We start from the raw sequence: 16,833 nt of genomic DNA on the forward strand, positions 1-16,833 counted from the left end.
GCGGCCTGTCTGATCCTATGTCGGGGCAAAGATCAGAAAGGACAGCCATGGGACAGCTCAATGCCGGGATCGTGCCGGTCACACCCTTCCAGCAGAACTGCACGATCCTCTATGACACCGACGACAAGACCGGTGTGGTTGTCGATCCGGGCGGCGATGTCGAAACCATCCTGTCGGTGCTGAAGGACAACGGCATCACGATCACGGCGATCTGGTTGACCCATGGTCATATCGATCATGCCGGCGGGGCGATGGAGCTCAAGGAAGCGCTTGATGTCGACATTATCGGCCCGCACGAGGCCGACAAGCCGCTGCTCGACAACCTGGTGACCCAGGGCCAGAAGTTCGGCATGGGCGGTTCGGTGCGCAATTGCGTGCCGGACCGGTTCCTGACCGAGGGCGAGACCGTCTCGTTTGGAACCCACGTCTTCGAGGTGCTGCACTGCCCCGGCCACGCGCCCGGCCATGTCGTCTACTACAACCGCGACGCGAAGTTCGCCCATGTCGGCGACGTGCTGTTTCAGGGTTCGGTCGGCCGCACCGACCTCTATGGCGGTGACCACGACACATTGATCCGCTCGATCAAGGAAAAGCTTTTGCCGCTCGGCGACGACATCGGCTTCATCTGTGGCCATGGCCCTGGCAGCCGTTTTGGCGACGAGCGCCGCAGCAATCCGTATCTTGTCTGAAACGTAGCTTCTTTCATCAATGAAAACGGCGCCAACCTTTGACGGTGGCGCCGTTTTTCATGACTTCCAGATCAGTTGGCGGTGCAGAAGCGCGCCACGCCATCATAGCCGGTGAAGGTGCCGCTGCGCGGGTTGAAGCTGCGGTAGCGATCCGAGCAGTACTGGTACCATTCGGGCGTCCAGGGCTCGACTGCATAGCTTTCGCGATAGACGACGCGGCGCTGCGGCGCCGGCTCGTAATAGTCCTGGCGATAGACGCGGCGCGGCTGGGGCTGCGGCTCGTAATAGTCATAATCGTAGGCCGGCTGCGAGCGGTTGCCACTGCCAGCGATGACCGCACCGGCGATCAGGCCGAGCGCGCCGGCGGCGACGATGGCGCCGGTGTTGTCGCGGTGGCCGTCATAGCGGCGCCAGCGCTCGCCAGCCTCGGCCGCGGGCAGGGCGGCAAGCGTGGTGGCGGCAACGGCCGCTGAAAGGACGAGGGTTTTGATGATGCGGTTCATGTCGGGTCTCCTTCGCCGTCTGGCCCGTATCAAGGCCGGAAATTAGCGTCGACAATATGTCTAACGGAGCGAGCCTGAACGCAGCCTGAACGGATTTTCAGGCAAGAGCCGAACCAAAAGAGACAGGTACCCGCCAACCGGCGGGGCGGATCGAGCAATGGGGCCGGGGCATGACTCCGGCCATCCGACATGAGCTCAGCCGACGGTCAGATTGACCGCCTTGGGTCCCTTGCCACGCTTGTCCGGCTCGGTGTCGAAAGAAACCTTCTGCCCATCCTCAAGACCGGGAAGGCCCGACGCCTGCACGGCCGAGATGTGGACGAAGACATCCTTCGCCCCGTCGTCCGGCGTGATGAAGCCGAAGCCTTTGGCATGATTGAAGAACTTGACGGTGCCGGTCTGCGGCATGGGAAACTCCTCTGATCCCATCAATTCCAGTCTTCGGGCCGGCAAATGCCCGAAGTGGAAATTTGTCGTTCATTTTTGGGTCATCGGCAAGCAAAAGTTTTGCGCCCCATCAGCGCTCGAAAGCCGTGCCTGCGCCGGGAAATGCGGGGCTTTCGTGGCCCGTGGGCAAGGTGTCGCGGCTCGACATCCGGCATGCAGATCGACAGGGCAGCCGGCAAAACAGCGTCGGATATGGTATCAAAAACAAAGGGCGCGGTGGTTGCCCATCGCGCCCTTCGTCAATGAAACTGGCAATTCAAACCGGCGAGATTAGCCCGCGCGGAGGTTGACCGCCTTAGGACCCTTGCCCATACGGTCGGGCTCGACGTCGAAGCTGACCTTCTGGCCGTCGACGAGCGTGCGCAGGCCCGAGGCCTCGATAGCGGAGATGTGGACGAAAACGTCCTTGGCGCCGCCATCCGGCGTGATGAAGCCGAAGCCTTTGGTTGCGTTGAAGAACTTTACGGTACCGGTCTGGGTCATTGGGAGAACTCCTTCACCCGTTCAGTGGTCTGGACCTGCCATCCGCCTGGCGTCGGCGGCAAGTCGGTGGTTTTGCTTGGCGGTCATGCATTTGCGCACGATAAAACCCCCCGCCGAGTCACGGGGTCGTCAGAGATTCACAGTGTCGGGGAAAGGGTCGTGCAAAACGTTCCAGTCTCCGGGTCAGCAAACGCCCGAACTGACTCTGATATTGCACGGAAACGTGTAGGTTGCAAGATGTCGCGGATGATCGCGAAGGCACTTCGCAGTGTCGCATTCATATACGACATTTCTAAAACCGCCATTGGCCAGATTGCCGCGTCCGCTGGGGCAGTTCGGAGGCGGATTGATTTCGTTGACAGAATCGCCAGGATCGGGGCAGGGGCTGAAACAATTCCCGCTTGGGCGGGAATGAGAGGGAAAATTTCCATGATGTTTTCGGCAAAGACCTTTGCGCGAAAAGCAACAGTCGCCTCGTTGCTGTCGCTGATGCTCGCATCCTGCGTGGTGGTGGATGAGGGCCCCGGACCAAGGCCGCTGCCGCCACGTCCGGGTCCTGGCCCGCAATTCTGCACGCGCGAATATGATCCGGTCTGCGCGCGCCGCGGCAATGAGAGCCAAACCTTCGCCAATTCCTGCACGGCGGAAGCCGCCGGCTATCGCATCGTCCGTGGCGGTGAGTGCCGTGGCAACAACGGTGGCGGCGGTGGCGGCGGCTGGAATGGCGGCGGTGGTGGCTGGAATGGCGGCGGTGGCAGCGGTGGCTGGAATGGTGGTGGCGGTGGCCGCGACCAGTTCTGCACCAGGGAATACCGGCCGGTCTGCGGCCAGCGCGGCGGCTCGTTGCGCACGTTCCCCAATGCCTGCGAGGCGGAATCCGCCGGCTTCCGCGTCGCCGACCAGGGCCCTTGCTAAAACTATTTGAGAACCTCCCGGCACAAATGCCGGGAGGTTCTCAAAGCAGGCTTGAAGGTCCGCCAAGGGTGAAGAGCAGACGATTTGAGTTGAACTACTCTCGGCTGGCAACCCATTCCAAAAGAGCATTTTGCCCATGGAGTAGGAAGGCCTTGGCCATCCCGCTTTGGCAAGCTCGGTGTTCCATCGCGTCGGTGCTGACCTCCATCCCTCGTGTCACAGGGGGGCAGGGCAGGAAAATCAAACTGGAGCGACATCTCTCAAGCAGAGGGGCGGATATCTGGTAGGAGTGCAACTGCTCTTGAGTTGCATCGCTCGGCCACGCATCTGTGATGATGACATCAGCGTCGAGCATCTCGGCGAGGTCGGTGCCTGCGCTGAAGTTCGGGTTGAGCAACGAGGTGTCATGGAGGTGCCAGTCTTCCGGGTATATCTGCCTCACCTCGATGGGAAGCGATATGGATGCCTCCACCCAAGAGCGTAGGATGTTGTCGTCAGGTGCTATCCCGACCACTTTGAGGCCGTCGATAGAGCCCCGCTTCCCAACGATGTAGGCGAGATCGCCTAGTATTTCACAGGGGTGATTTGACCGTGTGCGCGCATTGATGACAGGAGCCGCGGCACACGCGGCAAGTTCTTTCAACGCATTGAGTTCCTTGGTGCGGACCACTATCACGTCGAACCAATTGTCGAGATATTGGGCGAGGTCGGGTGTATCTTCTCGAACATTGAAACTGATTGGCGGATGTACGCAGATGCCGCCCATAGCCTGCACACCAAGGTCGAAGGCGGTCGTATTTCTCCATCCGCTATCGTCAGTGATTGCCGCAACGCGTGCCCCGCGCAGGCTCTGCGGCATTTCGCGTTTGGCCCATGCCTCGGCCAAGATATGTGCTCGGTCGATGATAGACAAAATGGTTTCGGCGGACAGCGCTTGAAATTCGAGAAAGTCCCTAGCTGCCGACATAGCCACCTCTGAGATCAATATCGTTGATCGCAATTTTTGCTCACGTCCGCAACGGGTGGCGGACATTGGAGGGGGCTACGCGCCTACGCGCGCATCGTGGCGGCGGGCTTTGCTTCGTCCGGACGCAACGTCAGTACGCGGACGCCGTCATGAGTGACCGCAACCGTGTGCTCGAACTGTGCGGAGAGCTTCTTGTCCACCGTGACAACGGTCCATCCGTCATCCTCAGTCCGAACAGTCCTGCGCCCCTGGTTCAGCATCGGCTCGATGGTGAAGACCATGCCCTCTCGCAGCATAAGGCCGGTGCCCGGCTTTCCGTAATGCAGCACTTGCGGTGCTTCGTGCATCTCGCGCCCGATGCCATGGCCGCAGTATTCTCGCACGACCGAATAGCCGTTCTGCCTTGCGTGCCGTTCGATGGCGAAGCCGATGTCGCCAAGCTTCGCGCCCGGGCGCACTGCGCGGATGCCCTTCCACATGGCTTCATAGGTGGTGCGAACGAGCCGCTTCGCCATGGGCGCCACATTCCCGATGAGGAATGTCTTGCTGGAATCCGCGATATAGCCCTGCTTCTCGAGCGTGATGTCAAAATTGACGATATCGCCGTCCTGCAAAACCTCGTCCCTCGACGGCACGCCGTGGCAGACGACCTCGTTTTTCGAACTGTTCAGCACGAAGCCGTAGCCATACTGGCCCTTGCTGGCGGGCCGCGCGCCGAGCTGGTCGACGATGAAGTCCTCGACGAGGTCGTTGACCTGCAGGGTGCTCAATCCGGCGAGGGGTTGCCCATCCAGATGCGCGAACACCGACGCGAGCAGACGCCCCGACTCCGCCAGCAGCTCAATCTCGGCCGGCGTCTTCGTCATGCCGCCGAAGCTGCGAAATCAACGGTGTCGACGCCCGCCGCCTTCAGCTCCCGTGCCACAAGCTCCTGGAAGGTGAGGCCTGGGTTCAGCTCGCAGAGCATGCCGATCTTGATCCAGAACGCCGCCTGGGCGTTGATCGACCGATAAGACGCCTTGCTCGCCCGGCGCAGCTGCTCGTGCAGCTCATCTTCGATATTGACGATACCCACTAAGCGCTCCTGAATATACGATTCGCATATGATTCATATATTCTGGCTCAGGGCGTGGCAAGTGGTTCATTCCCGGAACCTGATCGGGCTCCGGACCGGCCACGCCGGCCTGTGGTCGAACCTCGGTGGCGCGGCGGGAGGTGGCCGTGGCGGCGCGCGCTCCTTCGAATGCCCGGTGCGTCAAGGTTACGATAGGCGGCAAAGCTTGAGGAACCGCGTCAGCTCATCGGGCTTTGGACCTGTTCAGGGCCACAGCTGAACGTATCAGCGCCTTGAAGGCATCCGCATTTATTTCATCGCCCTCATGGAGATCTACAGCGCGCCTGGTGTTGCCTTCGAGGCTGGAGTTGAACAGGCCTGAAGGGTCCTCGAGCGAAGCGCCCTTGGCGAAAGTCAGCTTCACAGCACTCTTGTAGGTCTCCCCGGTGCAGATGATTCCATCGTGAGACCACACCGGAACGCCGCGCCACTTCCACTCCTCGACCACCTCGGGATCGGCCTGCTTGATGAGCGCGCGGACATGGGAGAGCGTCTTGCCCCGCCAGTCGTCCAGTTCCTTGATCCTCGCGTCGATCAGGCGAGAAGGGGTGGCATCCGTGGTCGTTGCGCTCTCTTTCATCGTTTGCAGCTCCTTTGGCTGTCTTTCCGGGGGGGCGATGATGAAGATAGCATCGAGAAGTGCTTTTGGCGCTGGTGAGCGGGGCGCTAGGCCTTACAAGATATTGGTGATCAGCCGGTCCGCCCAAGTGCCCTTCCAATAAAGCGCGCGCACGGCGATGGCGGCGATGAGAGCGGTCGCCGCACCGCCGACGATGTCGCTGGCATAGTGGGTTCCGACATAGATGCGCGAAATGCCGACCAGCAGTGCTGCGGCCAAAAACAGGCTGCCGCGCCTGGTTTGGCCGTGCAGCAGGAAGGCCGCCGCGATGGCGAATGCGGCGGTGGCGTGGTCGGAGGGAAACGACCAGTCGATGCTGGGGCTGACGATCAGATGGCTGACGCCGGCATCATAGGGGCGCAGGCGATGCACGAAGAGCAGGATGATCTGGTTCAGGCCAAGCCCAAGCAGAAAAGACAGCCCGGCCGCAACGCAAACGTGCCTGACATGCGGACGGTCGGTCCTTCGCCACCATTGCAGGACGACGAGCACAATGAGCAAGGGAACGCCGAACTGGGTGATGGCGGTCATGACCATGTCCAATGCGGCGCTGTTGCCGGCCGGCGCATTGATCCAGCGTGTGATTTCGTGATCCATGAATGCTAGCTTCCGGTCTGCTGCTGAATGGGATGGGTTGGGTGGAAGAACGTCAGATTCATCGGGTGTTTCAGATCAGCGTCCTGCTCAAGGGCGCGCACGCGCTTGTTGAATGCGCCGGCGGGATTGCATTGGCGCTGATCGGCTCGGACACGATCTCAAATCTGGTCAATACGCTGACCCAAGAGGAGTTGATCCAGGACCCGCAGGATTTCATCGCCACGCACCTTTTGTCCTGGGCGCAAAATTTCTCCGTGGAGACACGGCATTTTTATGCCTTTTATTTGTTGAGCCACGGCATCGTGAAACTATTTCTCGTCGCCGGCCTGCTCAGGAACAAACTCTGGGCCTATCCGGCATCGCTTGTCGTGCTCGGGCTTTTCATCGTCTATCAGCTCTACCGCTTTTCCTACACGCACGGCTTCGGGCTGATCGTGCTGACCGTCTTCGATGTCATCGTGATGTGGCTGATCTGGCACGAGTACCGCCTCATGCGGCGGCATATGGCGGTGAAATAGCGGCTGCCGAACAGCCTCTTCCGGGTCGGCCACAGCGAGGTCGAGCGGACGCTGGGGATGGGCGGATAAGCGCTCCCTTGCGGCCTTGACGTCGAGCGGGATAGAGCGGTGCCGAAAGTCGAGCCGGCGGAGGAAACTGCAAAATGGCGCAAAAGGTGATTGGTCTGCTGGGCGGCCTGAGCTGGGAAAGCTCGGCCGAATATTACAGGATCATCAACGAGCAGGTGCGCGAGCGGCTTGGCGGCCTGCATTCGGCGCGCCTGTTGATGTGGTCGTTCGACTTCGCCGAGATCGAGGCGCTGCAAAGTGCCGATCGCTGGCAAGAGGCGACTGTCGAGATGATCGAGGCGGCGCGGCGGCTGGAGCGCTGCGGTGCGGATTTCGCCGTCATCTGCAGCAACACCATGCACCGCATGGCCGATGAGGTGCAGGCGGCGATTAGCATTCCGCTGCTGCACATCGCCGACCCGACGGCCGAACGGATACGCGCGGCGGGTTTGCACCGCATCGGCCTCCTGGGCACCGCTTTCACCATGGAGCAGGATTTCTACAAGGGCCGGCTTGTCGAGCGCCACGGGCTGGAGGTGCTGGTGCCCGAGGCCGACGACCGGGCGGTGGTGCACCGCATCATCTATGACGAGCTGGTTCAGGGCCGCATCGAGGCGTCGTCGCGTCAAGCCTATCGCGAGGTGATCGCGCGGCTGGTGGCGCGCGGTGCCGAGGCGATCATCTTGGGCTGCACCGAGATCATGCTGCTGGTCGAGCCCGAAGACAGTGCTGTGCCGCTGTTCGATACGACCGCCATCCATGCCGAGGCGGCCATGGAAATGGCGCTGTCCTGACGCTCAGGCGAGGCTTGCCGGGAGCGACAGGTCCGCATGGCGCAAGGCGCTGCCGGAGCCGATGCCGATATGCTTCACGATCGCGGCGGCCTGGACCATGGAAATGTCGAGGGGGCGGACGCGGTCGGCTGGAAAATACATGACGTTGCCGGACAGCGGCGTTGGCGCCTGGGGCAGGAAGACGGCGACCCAGCCATTGCCGATCTCCTCGACGAGGTAGCCAATCTGCCAGCCTTCCTCGATGCTGATCAAAGCCGGTTTGAGGCTTTCGGCGTTCTCAAACTGCATGAGGCCCTCGGCCATTGTCTTGATCATCCGGTAAGGCGGCAGGCCGCCGATCAGGGAGTGATCGACCCAGCCCGACATGCGCAGGCCGGCACGCGTCCGGGCGATCATGCCCGCGATGAAAGAAACGACGACCAGCGCCGACACGGCGAGCGCGGTGACGACGCTGAAGCCGGCCACCGCGCCCATCTGGTCGAGTTGCAGGCTGTGCGATATCGGCGCGACAAGCTGATGCGCAAGTTTGAAGGCGTGGCCCAGAATGAGCGAAATCACGACGACCGGGAGGAGGAATATAAGCCCACCGACAACTGTCGTTTTCAGGAAGTTCGTCATGCACCCGACTCCAATCTGGAAAGTGCTGCACCGTAGCCATCGTTTGAGCGGATTGGCCAGTGGGCTATCGCGACAACATTTCCAATCTGCGCGTGATGGCGATGGCTTGCAGGAAGGCGTAGTCGTGGCTGACCACCAAAAGCGCGCCGTCATAAGCGCGCAAACCCGCCTCGACGGTTTCGATGGAGAAGATGTCGAGATGGTTGGTCGGTTCGTCGAGGATGAGCAGCGGCGGCGGCTTTGTCCCGCCCAGAACGCAGGCGAGACCGGCGCGCAGCAACTGGCCGCCGCTCAGGCTTGAAACGACCTGCAAGGCGGCATCGGCGCGAAACATGAAGCGGGCAAGGGCCGCACGGCAGGCGTTTTCGTTGGCCTCTGGGTTGATGCGGCGGAAATTGTCGCGGATCGAGGCCGAGGGATCGAGCAGGCCGACCTGCTGGTCGAGCATGGCAAAATCGGTCATGACCCGGACGCTGCCGGACCACGGTTGCAATTGCCCCGAGATCAGAGCGAGCAGGGTGGTCTTGCCAGAGCCGTTGGCGCCGGTGACAGCGATGCGCTCGGGCCCAGTTATCGAAAACGACAGATCCTCGATGATCGGCCGATCCGAGTGATAGCCGGCGCTCACTTGATCCATGCGTATGACGAGCTTGCTGGCGGGCAGGCCGATTGAAGGCAGGACGACTGTGAATGGCTCGAGGATTTCCAGCCGCGCGCGGGCGGAAGCGGCATCGTCGGCTGCCTGCACGCGCCGCATTTCGGCCAGGCGGGCATTGTCGCCAGTCGTGTTTTCGCTGCGGTTCTTCTGCCCGTTGAGCAGGATGCGCGGCGTGTCGCCCTTGGCGCGCTTCCTGTGGCCGGCGCTGTCCTTGCGCGCCTTGCGCTCGGCGTTGGCCTGGGCACTGCGCGCGGCGTCGGTGACACGCCGCTCGGCGTCAGCCAGATCGTGGCGGGCGGCGGCGAGCGCCACCGCCTTGCGCTCGTGGTAATGGCTCCAGTTGCCGCCATAACGCGTGGCGCCCAGCGAGGTCAGTTCGACGATGGCGTCCATGGTGTCGATTAGTTCGCGGTCATGGCTGACGACGATCGCACCGGCGCGCCAGTTGGCCAAAAGCTCGACCACCGCGGCACGGCCCTCACGGTCGAGATTGTTTGTCGGCTCGTCGAGCAGGATGAAATCGGGTTCGCTGAAGATCAGCGCGGCAAGCCCGGCACGGGTGCGCTGGCCGCCGGAGAGTGTTGTCAGTGGCGTTTCGGCGGGCATGTCGAGGCCGAGGCGGGCGAGGGCGGACGCGATGCGCGCCTCCAGCGTCCAGTCGGCGACGGCGAGATCATCGAGATCCGCCTGGCCGGCTTCGGCGCGGCGCAGCAGCGCCAAGCCTTCGCGGACGCCAAACAGCTCGGCAATCGTCTCATCGGCGGCAGGGCGGACCGACTGGCGCAGAAAGCCCAGGCTGCCGTTGACCGAGACAGTGCCAGCCTGCGGCGAAAGACTGCCCGAGATCAGCTTGAGCAGCGTCGACTTGCCAACGCCGTTGCGTCCGACAAGCCCGGTGCGGCCTGTGTCGAAGCTGATATCGAGATCGGAAAAAAGCGTCCGGCCGTCAGGCGTGGACCAGGTGAGATTGGACAGTGAAATGGAAGCAGGCATGGAAATCCTCGATGGCAAAACGGCTTGGCGTTGCTGTCGAGTGGAAATCCATTGCTGCACACATCCTGTCGGAATTGATGACGGCTTTGAGATAAGCTCTATGGCATCAGTGTTCAAGGCAGTTTCCGCAACGATTCTGCGATGGATCTGCGGCAAAAGTGGAAATTTGGCATGGAAACCAAGCAATATCTCGGCGGATGCCTGTGCGGCAGCATCAGATTCAGGGCGACGGGCGTGCCTGGCAATCCGCATAGCTGCTCGTGCACATACTGCCGAAGGCACTCCGGCGCGCCGACTTTGTGCTGGGTCGAATTTCCAAAGGAGGCGGTCGAATGGATCGGCGAAGGCGGTGCGCCCGCGCTCTATCGCTCGTCGGATTATTCGAGCCGCGCGTTTTGTCCGCGCTGCGGCAGCACATTGGGGGCGATCGACGATGCGCCTACCGTGGCGCTGGTAACCGGCAGCTTCGATGCCGGCGACGATTCGGAACTGCGCCCGCTGTCACACTCGTTCGAAGATGGCCGCCCAGGCTGGTGGAAGATCGAAGAGAGGTGAAGGCGGGCGCTTGTCGCGGCTTGACGGCGCCTCTTACCGGTCGAAGGCGGTGACGGGAACGCCTGTCGGATTGTCGCCGACGACGGGACCGATCCATTGTTCGAAGATGCCCTTCAGCCGTTCCACACGGCCACGGTCGGACATGAATTCGCGAAAGCCGACCGGGGAGGTGTTGGCGTATTCGAGCGGGTGCTTCCAGCCCGGCGAAGGCGCGATGTCGAGACGGGATGGCCATTGCGGCACGGCGTTCTGCGCCTCGTCGGACAGCAGGTAGCTGATGTAGAGGCGTGCCGCGGCGGGGTGTTTCGCCGCCTTGAGGATGGCGGCGGTCTGATACCAGGTCTGGAAGAAGTCGGTCTTCGGCAACAGGAAGCGTATCGCGCTGCCGGGTTCGGGCTTGAGGTAGTAAAACGAGGTGAAGGTGGCCGCCTTCTTGCCAGAGGCGACGGTTTCCAGCGGCGCCTGGGTGCCGCGCACCCATAAAGGCTCCTGTTTCAGCAGGCCATCGAGCCAGGTCCAGCCGTTTTTCTTGATGATCTGCTCGAACTGGTAGAGCACGGCATCGTCGTCATGCGGATAGGTCAGCACGATGCGGCCCTTGAGCTCGGGGCGCAGATAGTCTTTCGCTTCGCGCGGGGCCTGCGCTTCGGGGATCTGGGCGGTGTCGACGACATTGCTGAAGCCATAGGCCAGGATCGGGTAGTAATGGCCTTCGGGATCGCGCAGATCGGCGGGCAGGCCCTCGAAGCCGGCTGCCTTGAACGGCAGCAGCCAGCCTTGCGCTTTCCAGTGCGGATAATCGTGCAGGGTCTGGAGGTGGACGACGTCGGCGCGCACGTCGCCGCGCAAATGCTGCTGGTCGATGCGGGCGTCATGGTATTTGGAGAGATCGACAGTCAGGCGGATGTCGATATCGGGAAATCGCTTCGAAAAACCTGCCGTGTAGATGCCGGCCTGCGAAGGGGAGTCGCCGCCGGCATAGACGGTCAGTCCGCCGCCTTCAGCCTTGGCAAGTCGATGGAGTTCGTCGAGGGATTGCCGTTCGGTCATGGCCATATTCCTTGTGCCGGAGTGGTTTCGATATGGACCGCTCAAGCAGAATAGGCGCGCCGACGGCGGAAAGGCAGGCACGATCTGGTGAACGGCGTGTTCAGGACATCGAGGTCATTGCATCGACCAAGTGGACGCGCGCCGCCCCTGGTGTATCGTATGGGACCAGCCGAACTGAGTTCGTTGTTGCATACCATTTGAGGGTGCCCCGTAGGCACCGAAATGAGGGGCTCCAGCAGTGAGCGATCAAGCCAAACAGACCGTGCATCCCATCCTCAGCTCGACGGCAGCGCAGCTGTTTGTTGCCGACATCAAGGCGTCGTGCGCGTTTTTCACCGCCAAGCTCGGCTTTGCCGTCGACTTCGTCTATGGCGAGCCGCCATTCTACGGACAGGTCGTCCGCGACGGGGCGCGGCTTGCGCTCAGGCTGGTATGCGAGCCGGTCTTTGCGGGCGACATTCGCGAACGCGAGCATTTGCTGTCCGCCTCGATCACCGTCGACACGGCAGAAGAGATCAAGCAACTGTTCCTGGACTTCCAGGCGGCGGGTGTGCGCTTTCATCAGGCGCTGAGGAAAGAGCCCTGGGGCGCCAGGAATTTCATCGTTGTCGATCCTGATGGCAACCTGATCCTGTTTGCCGGCCCGGCGGACTGAGGCAGTTCGGGCCAGCCGATTGGCCCCAGCTCACGGCAATCTGAACGGCGGATATGCACAAATGCCGCCGCGACATGTATCGTATGGGACCAGCCTCATAGAGTTCTTTGCCGCATAGCGTTTGACGGTGTCCGCCCGGACGCCAGAACAGGGAGGAACAGGACATGGCTTCAGTATCGATACATCCGGCACTCGACGGCGGGGTCAAATCAGGCAGCCCAAGCTTCAGCGGCGGGACGCTGGTCTGCGCCTGCGCCGACCGGCCGGTGAAGGTGGCGATCAAGGGGAACGTTGCCCACAACCACGCTTGCGGCTGCACCAAGTGCTGGAAGCCTGAGGGCGCCAAGTTTTCGGTCGTCGCAGTGACCGCGCATGAGAATGTGACGGTGCTGGAAAACGGCGACAAGCTTGCCGTTGTCGATCCGACAGCACTGATCCTGCGCCATGCCTGCAAGGGCTGCGGCGTGCACATGTATGGCCCGGTCGAGCGCGACCATGCCTTCAAGGGCCTCGACTTCATCCATCCCGAGCGTTTCCAGGAAGCAGGCTGGGCCGAGCCCGGCTTCGCCGCCTTCGTGTCGTCGATCATCGAGGCGGGTGTCGACCCTTCCGAGATGGACGGCGTGCGCGCGCGGCTGCGGGAACTCGGTCTCGAGCCCTATGACTGCCTGTCGCCGGCGTTGATGGACTATATCGCCACCTGGGTGGCGAAGAAGTCGGGCCTGCTCAAGTCCTGACACCAACTCTTGGGCCTTTGAATAGCTCCTATGACCTATGCCCCGCCTGCATCAAAGCATGGTGATCCATGCTAGGGTGCCGGCGGGAGAAACGGCGGTAACGCCTGATGCGCCCGCACGCCTCCTCAATCGAGGGAGGTCAGCATGGCATATTATGTTTTCCTGACGAACTTCACCGATCAAGGCGCAAAGTCGGTACGGGACACGACCAAGCGAGCCGATGCATTCAGGGCGATGGCCGAAAAGGGCGGTGCCAAGGTTCACACGCTGTTGTGGACGCTGGGCAAGCACGATGTGGTCAGCATTGTCGAAGCGCCTGATGACCTGACAGCGACCGCACTCAGCCTTTCCATTTCGGCACTCGGGAATGTCAAAAACCAGACGCTCAAGGCTTTCGATGCCGCTGATATGGGCAAGATCCTGGCCAAGATGAGCTGACGATGCGGGGCGGGAGCCTCCTGCCTCGTTAGGCTTCTGCCCCGTCCACGATCGGTCATTCCCTGACCTCTGATGGCCAATGTCACGCCGGCGCAGGCTTTGCGCGGCGCGCCAAGTACGCCATTGTGCGGCGATAGCACGCGGCATGGGAACCGACATTGAATTTTCAAAGCTCAAGGCTGGATCCAGCGGCGTTCATCGCGGCCAATCTGCTGGTGGCGCCGGTGCCTTCGGTGCCGGAGATCAGGCTTTACACCGCTCATCCAGGCAGCGGGCTGTGGCGGCTTGCCAAGGACGACACGAACGACGAGGCGGGCGAGGATCCGCCGCCGCCCTACTGGGCTTATCAGTGGGCCGGGGGGCTGGTGCTTGCGCGCCATATTCTCGACCGGCCGGAGACGGTGAGGGGGCGGCGCGTGCTCGATCTCGGCGCCGGTTCGGGGCTTGTCGGCATCGCCGCAGCCAAGGCCGGCGCGGGGGCGGTGCTGGCTGCGGAGATCGACAGCAATGGTATCGCTGCGATCGAACTCAACGCGGCGCTGAACGAGGTGGCGGTGACGCCGGTTGCCAACGACCTGACGGGCGGGCCGCCGCCCGAGGTCGACATCGTCTTGGTCGGCGACCTGTTTTACGCGCCCGATCTTGCTGAGAGGGTGACGCCTTTTCTTGAGCGTTGTGTGGCCAATGGTATCGAGGTGCTGGTCGGCGATCCCGGCCGGGCGCACCTGCCGCACCATCGGCTTCGGCTGGTCGGCGAATATGCAGTGGCGGATGTCGGCACCGGCAATGCCGTGACGGCAAAACCGAGTGCTGTGTTTTCGTTCGGCTAGGGTGGCCCTGTCCTCCGAAAACCAGTTCCTTCCTTTCGCGATCATGCTCTATATCACGCCGGTGCCATCGACGCTGGCGGCTAGCCGGCCCCGACATGCGAGCGCGCAAGGCGCAGCCTGCCAAGGAGCCTTCATGGGCGGAACTCTCCACGAAACCTGGCTCAACGATGCCCTCGTGTTCCTGTTCGCCGCCGGCGTTCTGGCGCCCGTGCTCAGGCTTTTGCGGGTGCCAGGCGTGCTGGCCTTCCTGATCGCAGGCATGCTGCTTGGTCCCTTCGGCATGGGCGCCATGGCCGAGCGTTGGCCGCTGCTCGCGCACCTGACTTTCACGGACCCGAAGGCGGCCGAGCCCTTCGCCGAACTCGGCGTGCTGTTTTTGCTGTTTCTGCTCGGCACCGAATTGTCGTTTGAAAAGTTGCGGTCGCTGCGCGGGCTGGTGTTTGGGGCGGGCGGCCTGCAGGCGCTTACCAGCGTCCTGGTGATCACGCTGGCCGTCATGCTGACGGGAGCTGAACATCGCGCCGCGCTGGCCATCGGGCTGGCGCTGGCGTTGTCGTCCACGGCTGTCGTCATGCAGACGCTGATCGAGGAGAAGCGGGCGACGGGGCCGGTCGGGCGCGCCGCCCTTGCCGTGCTGCTGTTTCAGGACATGCTGGTGGCGCCGATCCTGATTCTGATCGGCTTTCTGGCGCAGGGGCCGGACGCTGAGCTTTTTCCGGCTTTGCTGGAGGCGCTGGTCCAGGGCGGCATCGCGGTGGCGATCATCCTGCTGTTTGGGCGTTTCGTGCTGAAGGATGCCTTCCGCCTCGCCGCGCGCGCCGGCGGCCGCGACTTCCTGATGGGGCTGACGCTGCTGGTGATCGTCGGCGGCGCGGTTTTGACCGCTGCGGCGGGTCTCTCCATGGCGCTCGGCGCGTTCCTGGCCGGCCTGCTGCTCGGCGAGACAGAGTTCAAGCATCAGGCCGAAGTCGATCTCGAACCCTTCAAGGGGCTGCTGCTCGGGCTGTTCTTCATGACCGTCGGTGTCAGTCTCGACCTTGCCACGATCTGGAGTTCCTGGCCGGTCGTATTGGGCGGGCTGGTGTTGCTGCTTGGTGGCAAGGCGGCGATTGCCGCCTTCGCGTTGCGCACCTTCGGCCTGAAGCCCGCGCAGGCCATCGAGACGGCATTTCTGCTGGCGCCAGCGAGCGAATTCGCCTTCGTGGTGGTGACGACGGCTATGGCGGGCGCGGTGTTCGACGCCGCCACCGCGACACTGATCACCGGCATTGCCGGGCTGTCGATGCTGACGACGCCCATGATGGCGCGGATCGGACGCGCGCTGGCCGCCCGCTACGAAGACAAGGCGGCCGACGAAGCCGTGGCCGAATCTTATCCCGATCTTGGCGGCCATGTCGTGATCGCCGGCTTTGGCCGCGTCGGACGGACCATCGCGCGCATTCTCGATGCTGAGGAGGCCGATATCGTGGCGCTGGAGCGCAATCCCGCGATCGTCGCTCGAGAGCGCAAGGCCGGGCGCAAGATCTATCTCGGCGACGGCGCGCGCGCGGAGATCCTCAGCCATGCGGGACTTGCCGGGGCGAGCATGCTCATCGTCACAGTCGATGATCCGAAGGACGCGGCGGCGATCGTCAAGGCCGCGCGGCGGCTGCGTGGGGATATGCCGGTGCTGGCGCGGGCGCAGGACGCCGAACACGCGCGTGAACTCTACGATGCCGGCGCCGAATTTGTGATCCCCGATGCGATCGAGGCCGGGCTGCAACTGGCTGGACGGGCGCTGTTGGAATACGGCTATTCCAGCGAGGTGCTGAAGGACCGTATCGCCAGCGAGCGGAGCGTCGAATACCAGCGTGCCGGGTCGAAATAGGCCGATGGCGAGCCTGACCGATGGCAGCATATGTCAGTTTTTGCAGTGCAGCGGATTGACGAAGGGCGCATTGCGGATTACGAATGACGAAAGTTGAAAATCGTCAGTCGTAAATCGAACGGCCCGAACATGAACGATATTGCCGAAAGCCCCGTGGAACTGGCGCGACAGGAAACTGTCGGACGCATCCTCGACACGGCTGAACGGCTGTTCCGCCACTATGGCTATGCCAAGACCAATGTCGCCGACATCGCCCGCGATCTCGGTATGTCGCCGGCGAATATCTATCGCTATTTTGCTTCCAAGGTTGAAATCCATCAGGCGATCTGCGGCCGCATGCTCGGCGCTGTCTACCAGATGGCCTGCGATATCCTGCACACCGAGGGCAGCGCCACCGACCGGCTGCGCCGCTTCATTCATGCGCAGCATCGGCTGACCGTCGAGACCATGCTCGACCAGGAAAAGGTGCATGAAATGGTCATCGTCGCGCTGGAGCGCGACTGGCACGTCATCGAAAAACATATCGACCGCCTGCACGATTTGATTGCTGACGTCATCGCCGAAGGCATCGCCTCCGGGGAATTCGCCGAGCAGAATCCGCGGATCGCCGCGCGCTGCTTTGGCGCGGCGACTGCCACTCTGTGTCATCCGCAGATGGTGTCGCAGTGCGTCAACAAGCCCAATCGGGCGACGTTCGAGGAACTTACGGAATACGCCCTGAGGGCGCTGAAGAAATAG

Annotated in this window: 21 protein-coding genes and 1 pseudogene; 11 read left to right on the forward strand and 11 right to left on the reverse strand. The window is 62.4% G+C overall.

The genetic code is table 11. The annotated features are described in order from the left end of the window. Window positions 1–47: 47 nt before the first annotated feature. Window positions 48–689 (forward strand): MBL fold metallo-hydrolase, encoded by a 642-nt coding sequence (locus AC1RTB_RS09765; RefSeq protein ID WP_492877546.1) that lies wholly within the window; start codon window positions 48–50, stop codon window positions 687–689. 71 nt (window positions 690–760) lie between these two features. On the opposite strand, the gene AC1RTB_RS09770 is transcribed toward AC1RTB_RS09765, so the two are convergent. The 3 genes from AC1RTB_RS09770 to AC1RTB_RS09780 form a co-directional block, all read right to left on the reverse strand. Further along, window positions 761–1,192, reverse strand: a complete 432-nt coding sequence (locus AC1RTB_RS09770) for a BA14K family protein (protein WP_492877544.1) — start codon at window positions 1,190–1,192, stop codon at window positions 761–763. A gap of 195 nt (window positions 1,193–1,387) precedes the next feature. After that, the gene (locus AC1RTB_RS09775) at window positions 1,388–1,600 is read right to left on the reverse strand and encodes a cold-shock protein (RefSeq protein WP_018428999.1); all 213 of its coding nucleotides are present in this window, start codon (window positions 1,598–1,600) and stop codon (window positions 1,388–1,390) included. A 309-nt stretch (window positions 1,601–1,909) separates the two neighbouring features. Further along, window positions 1,910–2,122 carry a cold-shock protein gene (locus tag AC1RTB_RS09780; protein ID WP_067959476.1) on the reverse strand — a complete coding sequence of 71 codons (213 nt, stop codon included), beginning with the start codon at window positions 2,120–2,122 and terminating at the stop codon, window positions 1,910–1,912. A gap of 429 nt (window positions 2,123–2,551) precedes the next feature. On the opposite strand from AC1RTB_RS09780, the gene AC1RTB_RS09785 reads away from it, so the two are divergent. Then, window positions 2,552–3,037 carry a Kazal-type serine protease inhibitor family protein gene (locus AC1RTB_RS09785; RefSeq protein WP_492877543.1) on the forward strand — a complete coding sequence of 162 codons (486 nt, stop codon included), beginning with the start codon at window positions 2,552–2,554 and terminating at the stop codon, window positions 3,035–3,037. A gap of 94 nt (window positions 3,038–3,131) precedes the next feature. Here AC1RTB_RS09785 and AC1RTB_RS09790 read toward each other — a convergent pair whose 3' ends face one another. From AC1RTB_RS09790 to AC1RTB_RS09810, 5 genes are all read right to left on the reverse strand, one after another. After that, window positions 3,132–4,004, reverse strand: a complete 873-nt coding sequence (locus tag AC1RTB_RS09790; protein ID WP_492878173.1) for an ornithine carbamoyltransferase — start codon at window positions 4,002–4,004, stop codon at window positions 3,132–3,134. Window positions 4,005–4,087: 83 nt separating this feature from the next. Continuing rightward, window positions 4,088–4,870, reverse strand: a complete 783-nt coding sequence (gene map / locus AC1RTB_RS09795) for a type I methionyl aminopeptidase (protein WP_492877542.1) — start codon at window positions 4,868–4,870, stop codon at window positions 4,088–4,090. Continuing rightward, complete coding sequence (locus AC1RTB_RS09800; protein ID WP_492877541.1) at window positions 4,867–5,079, reverse strand: ParD-like family protein; 213 nt, start codon at window positions 5,077–5,079, stop codon at window positions 4,867–4,869. The genes map and AC1RTB_RS09800 overlap by 4 nt, the downstream gene beginning before the upstream one ends. Window positions 5,080–5,302: 223 nt before the next feature. Continuing rightward, window positions 5,303–5,698 (reverse strand): DUF1801 domain-containing protein, encoded by a 396-nt coding sequence (locus AC1RTB_RS09805; RefSeq protein ID WP_492877539.1) that lies wholly within the window; start codon window positions 5,696–5,698, stop codon window positions 5,303–5,305. Between the two features lie 93 nt (window positions 5,699–5,791). Further along, a complete protein-coding gene (locus AC1RTB_RS09810) occupies window positions 5,792–6,334 on the reverse strand; it encodes a phosphatase PAP2 family protein (RefSeq protein ID WP_492877537.1) in 543 nt (180 codons plus the stop codon). Between the two features lie 32 nt (window positions 6,335–6,366). Here AC1RTB_RS09810 and AC1RTB_RS09815 point away from each other — a divergent pair, with 32 nt between their 5' ends. Together AC1RTB_RS09815 and AC1RTB_RS09820 are read left to right on the forward strand one after the other, a co-directional pair. Then, window positions 6,367–6,852, forward strand: a complete 486-nt coding sequence (locus tag AC1RTB_RS09815; protein ID WP_492878171.1) for a DUF2127 domain-containing protein — start codon at window positions 6,367–6,369, stop codon at window positions 6,850–6,852. Between the two features lie 143 nt (window positions 6,853–6,995). Next, the gene (locus tag AC1RTB_RS09820; RefSeq protein WP_492877535.1) at window positions 6,996–7,694 is read left to right on the forward strand and encodes an aspartate/glutamate racemase family protein; all 699 of its coding nucleotides are present in this window, start codon (window positions 6,996–6,998) and stop codon (window positions 7,692–7,694) included. 3 nt (window positions 7,695–7,697) lie between these two features. On the opposite strand, the gene AC1RTB_RS09825 is transcribed toward AC1RTB_RS09820, so the two are convergent. Together AC1RTB_RS09825 and AC1RTB_RS09830 are read right to left on the reverse strand one after the other, a co-directional pair. After that, window positions 7,698–8,312, reverse strand: coding sequence for a DUF502 domain-containing protein (locus tag AC1RTB_RS09825; protein WP_492877533.1), 615 nt, complete (start codon window positions 8,310–8,312; stop codon window positions 7,698–7,700). A 64-nt stretch (window positions 8,313–8,376) separates the two neighbouring features. Further along, window positions 8,377–9,963, reverse strand: coding sequence for an ABC-F family ATP-binding cassette domain-containing protein (locus tag AC1RTB_RS09830; RefSeq protein WP_492877531.1), 1,587 nt, complete (start codon window positions 9,961–9,963; stop codon window positions 8,377–8,379). Window positions 9,964–10,134: 171 nt separating this feature from the next. Here AC1RTB_RS09830 and AC1RTB_RS09835 point away from each other — a divergent pair, with 171 nt between their 5' ends. Next, the gene (locus tag AC1RTB_RS09835; protein ID WP_492877529.1) at window positions 10,135–10,518 is read left to right on the forward strand and encodes a GFA family protein; all 384 of its coding nucleotides are present in this window, start codon (window positions 10,135–10,137) and stop codon (window positions 10,516–10,518) included. A 33-nt stretch (window positions 10,519–10,551) separates the two neighbouring features. Here AC1RTB_RS09835 and AC1RTB_RS09840 read toward each other — a convergent pair whose 3' ends face one another. Then, window positions 10,552–11,568 (reverse strand): ABC transporter substrate-binding protein, encoded by a 1,017-nt coding sequence (locus AC1RTB_RS09840; protein WP_492877527.1) that lies wholly within the window; start codon window positions 11,566–11,568, stop codon window positions 10,552–10,554. Window positions 11,569–11,836: 268 nt separating this feature from the next. Here AC1RTB_RS09840 and AC1RTB_RS09845 point away from each other — a divergent pair. From AC1RTB_RS09845 to AC1RTB_RS09870, 6 genes and pseudogenes are all read left to right on the forward strand, one after another. Further along, a pseudogene (locus tag AC1RTB_RS09845) lies at window positions 11,837–12,223 on the forward strand (VOC family protein); the annotation flags it as partial. A 164-nt stretch (window positions 12,224–12,387) separates the two neighbouring features. Beyond that, window positions 12,388–12,960, forward strand: a complete 573-nt coding sequence (gene gfa, locus AC1RTB_RS09850) for an S-(hydroxymethyl)glutathione synthase (protein WP_492877525.1) — start codon at window positions 12,388–12,390, stop codon at window positions 12,958–12,960. 144 nt (window positions 12,961–13,104) lie between these two features. Next, window positions 13,105–13,398 carry a GYD domain-containing protein gene (locus tag AC1RTB_RS09855; RefSeq protein WP_492877523.1) on the forward strand — a complete coding sequence of 98 codons (294 nt, stop codon included), beginning with the start codon at window positions 13,105–13,107 and terminating at the stop codon, window positions 13,396–13,398. A 158-nt stretch (window positions 13,399–13,556) separates the two neighbouring features. Then, window positions 13,557–14,228, forward strand: coding sequence for a class I SAM-dependent methyltransferase (locus AC1RTB_RS09860; protein ID WP_492877521.1), 672 nt, complete (start codon window positions 13,557–13,559; stop codon window positions 14,226–14,228). A 133-nt stretch (window positions 14,229–14,361) separates the two neighbouring features. Next, window positions 14,362–16,095 carry a cation:proton antiporter domain-containing protein gene (locus AC1RTB_RS09865; protein WP_492877519.1) on the forward strand — a complete coding sequence of 578 codons (1,734 nt, stop codon included), beginning with the start codon at window positions 14,362–14,364 and terminating at the stop codon, window positions 16,093–16,095. A 129-nt stretch (window positions 16,096–16,224) separates the two neighbouring features. Beyond that, window positions 16,225–16,833: a TetR/AcrR family transcriptional regulator gene (locus AC1RTB_RS09870; RefSeq protein WP_492877517.1), complete on the forward strand. Its 609-nt coding sequence runs from the start codon at window positions 16,225–16,227 to the stop codon at window positions 16,831–16,833.

This window comes from Aminobacter sp. GW821-FHT11F06, assembly GCF_058808215.1.

Coding starts and splice junctions, on each gene's coding strand:
- map (WP_492877542.1), bottom strand. CDS start 4,870: ATGACGAAGACGCCGGCCGAGATTGAGCTGCTGGCGGAGTCGGGGCGT.
- AC1RTB_RS09780 (WP_067959476.1), bottom strand. CDS start 2,122: ATGACCCAGACCGGTACCGTAAAGTTCTTCAACGCAACCAAAGGCTTC.
- AC1RTB_RS09765 (WP_492877546.1), top strand. CDS start 48: ATGGGACAGCTCAATGCCGGGATCGTGCCGGTCACACCCTTCCAGCAG.
- AC1RTB_RS09835 (WP_492877529.1), top strand. CDS start 10,135: ATGGAAACCAAGCAATATCTCGGCGGATGCCTGTGCGGCAGCATCAGA.
- AC1RTB_RS09790 (WP_492878173.1), bottom strand. CDS start 4,004: ATGTCGGCAGCTAGGGACTTTCTCGAATTTCAAGCGCTGTCCGCCGAA.
- AC1RTB_RS09840 (WP_492877527.1), bottom strand. CDS start 11,568: ATGACCGAACGGCAATCCCTCGACGAACTCCATCGACTTGCCAAGGCT.
- AC1RTB_RS09805 (WP_492877539.1), bottom strand. CDS start 5,698: ATGAAAGAGAGCGCAACGACCACGGATGCCACCCCTTCTCGCCTGATC.
- AC1RTB_RS09810 (WP_492877537.1), bottom strand. CDS start 6,334: ATGGATCACGAAATCACACGCTGGATCAATGCGCCGGCCGGCAACAGC.
- AC1RTB_RS09855 (WP_492877523.1), top strand. CDS start 13,105: ATGGCATATTATGTTTTCCTGACGAACTTCACCGATCAAGGCGCAAAG.
- AC1RTB_RS09830 (WP_492877531.1), bottom strand. CDS start 9,963: ATGCCTGCTTCCATTTCACTGTCCAATCTCACCTGGTCCACGCCTGAC.
- AC1RTB_RS09785 (WP_492877543.1), top strand. CDS start 2,552: ATGATGTTTTCGGCAAAGACCTTTGCGCGAAAAGCAACAGTCGCCTCG.
- AC1RTB_RS09825 (WP_492877533.1), bottom strand. CDS start 8,312: ATGACGAACTTCCTGAAAACGACAGTTGTCGGTGGGCTTATATTCCTC.
- AC1RTB_RS09815 (WP_492878171.1), top strand. CDS start 6,367: ATGGGTTGGGTGGAAGAACGTCAGATTCATCGGGTGTTTCAGATCAGC.
- AC1RTB_RS09820 (WP_492877535.1), top strand. CDS start 6,996: ATGGCGCAAAAGGTGATTGGTCTGCTGGGCGGCCTGAGCTGGGAAAGC.
- AC1RTB_RS09770 (WP_492877544.1), bottom strand. CDS start 1,192: ATGAACCGCATCATCAAAACCCTCGTCCTTTCAGCGGCCGTTGCCGCC.
- AC1RTB_RS09865 (WP_492877519.1), top strand. CDS start 14,362: ATGGGCGGAACTCTCCACGAAACCTGGCTCAACGATGCCCTCGTGTTC.
- gfa (WP_492877525.1), top strand. CDS start 12,388: ATGGCTTCAGTATCGATACATCCGGCACTCGACGGCGGGGTCAAATCA.
- AC1RTB_RS09870 (WP_492877517.1), top strand. CDS start 16,225: ATGAACGATATTGCCGAAAGCCCCGTGGAACTGGCGCGACAGGAAACT.
- AC1RTB_RS09775 (WP_018428999.1), bottom strand. CDS start 1,600: ATGCCGCAGACCGGCACCGTCAAGTTCTTCAATCATGCCAAAGGCTTC.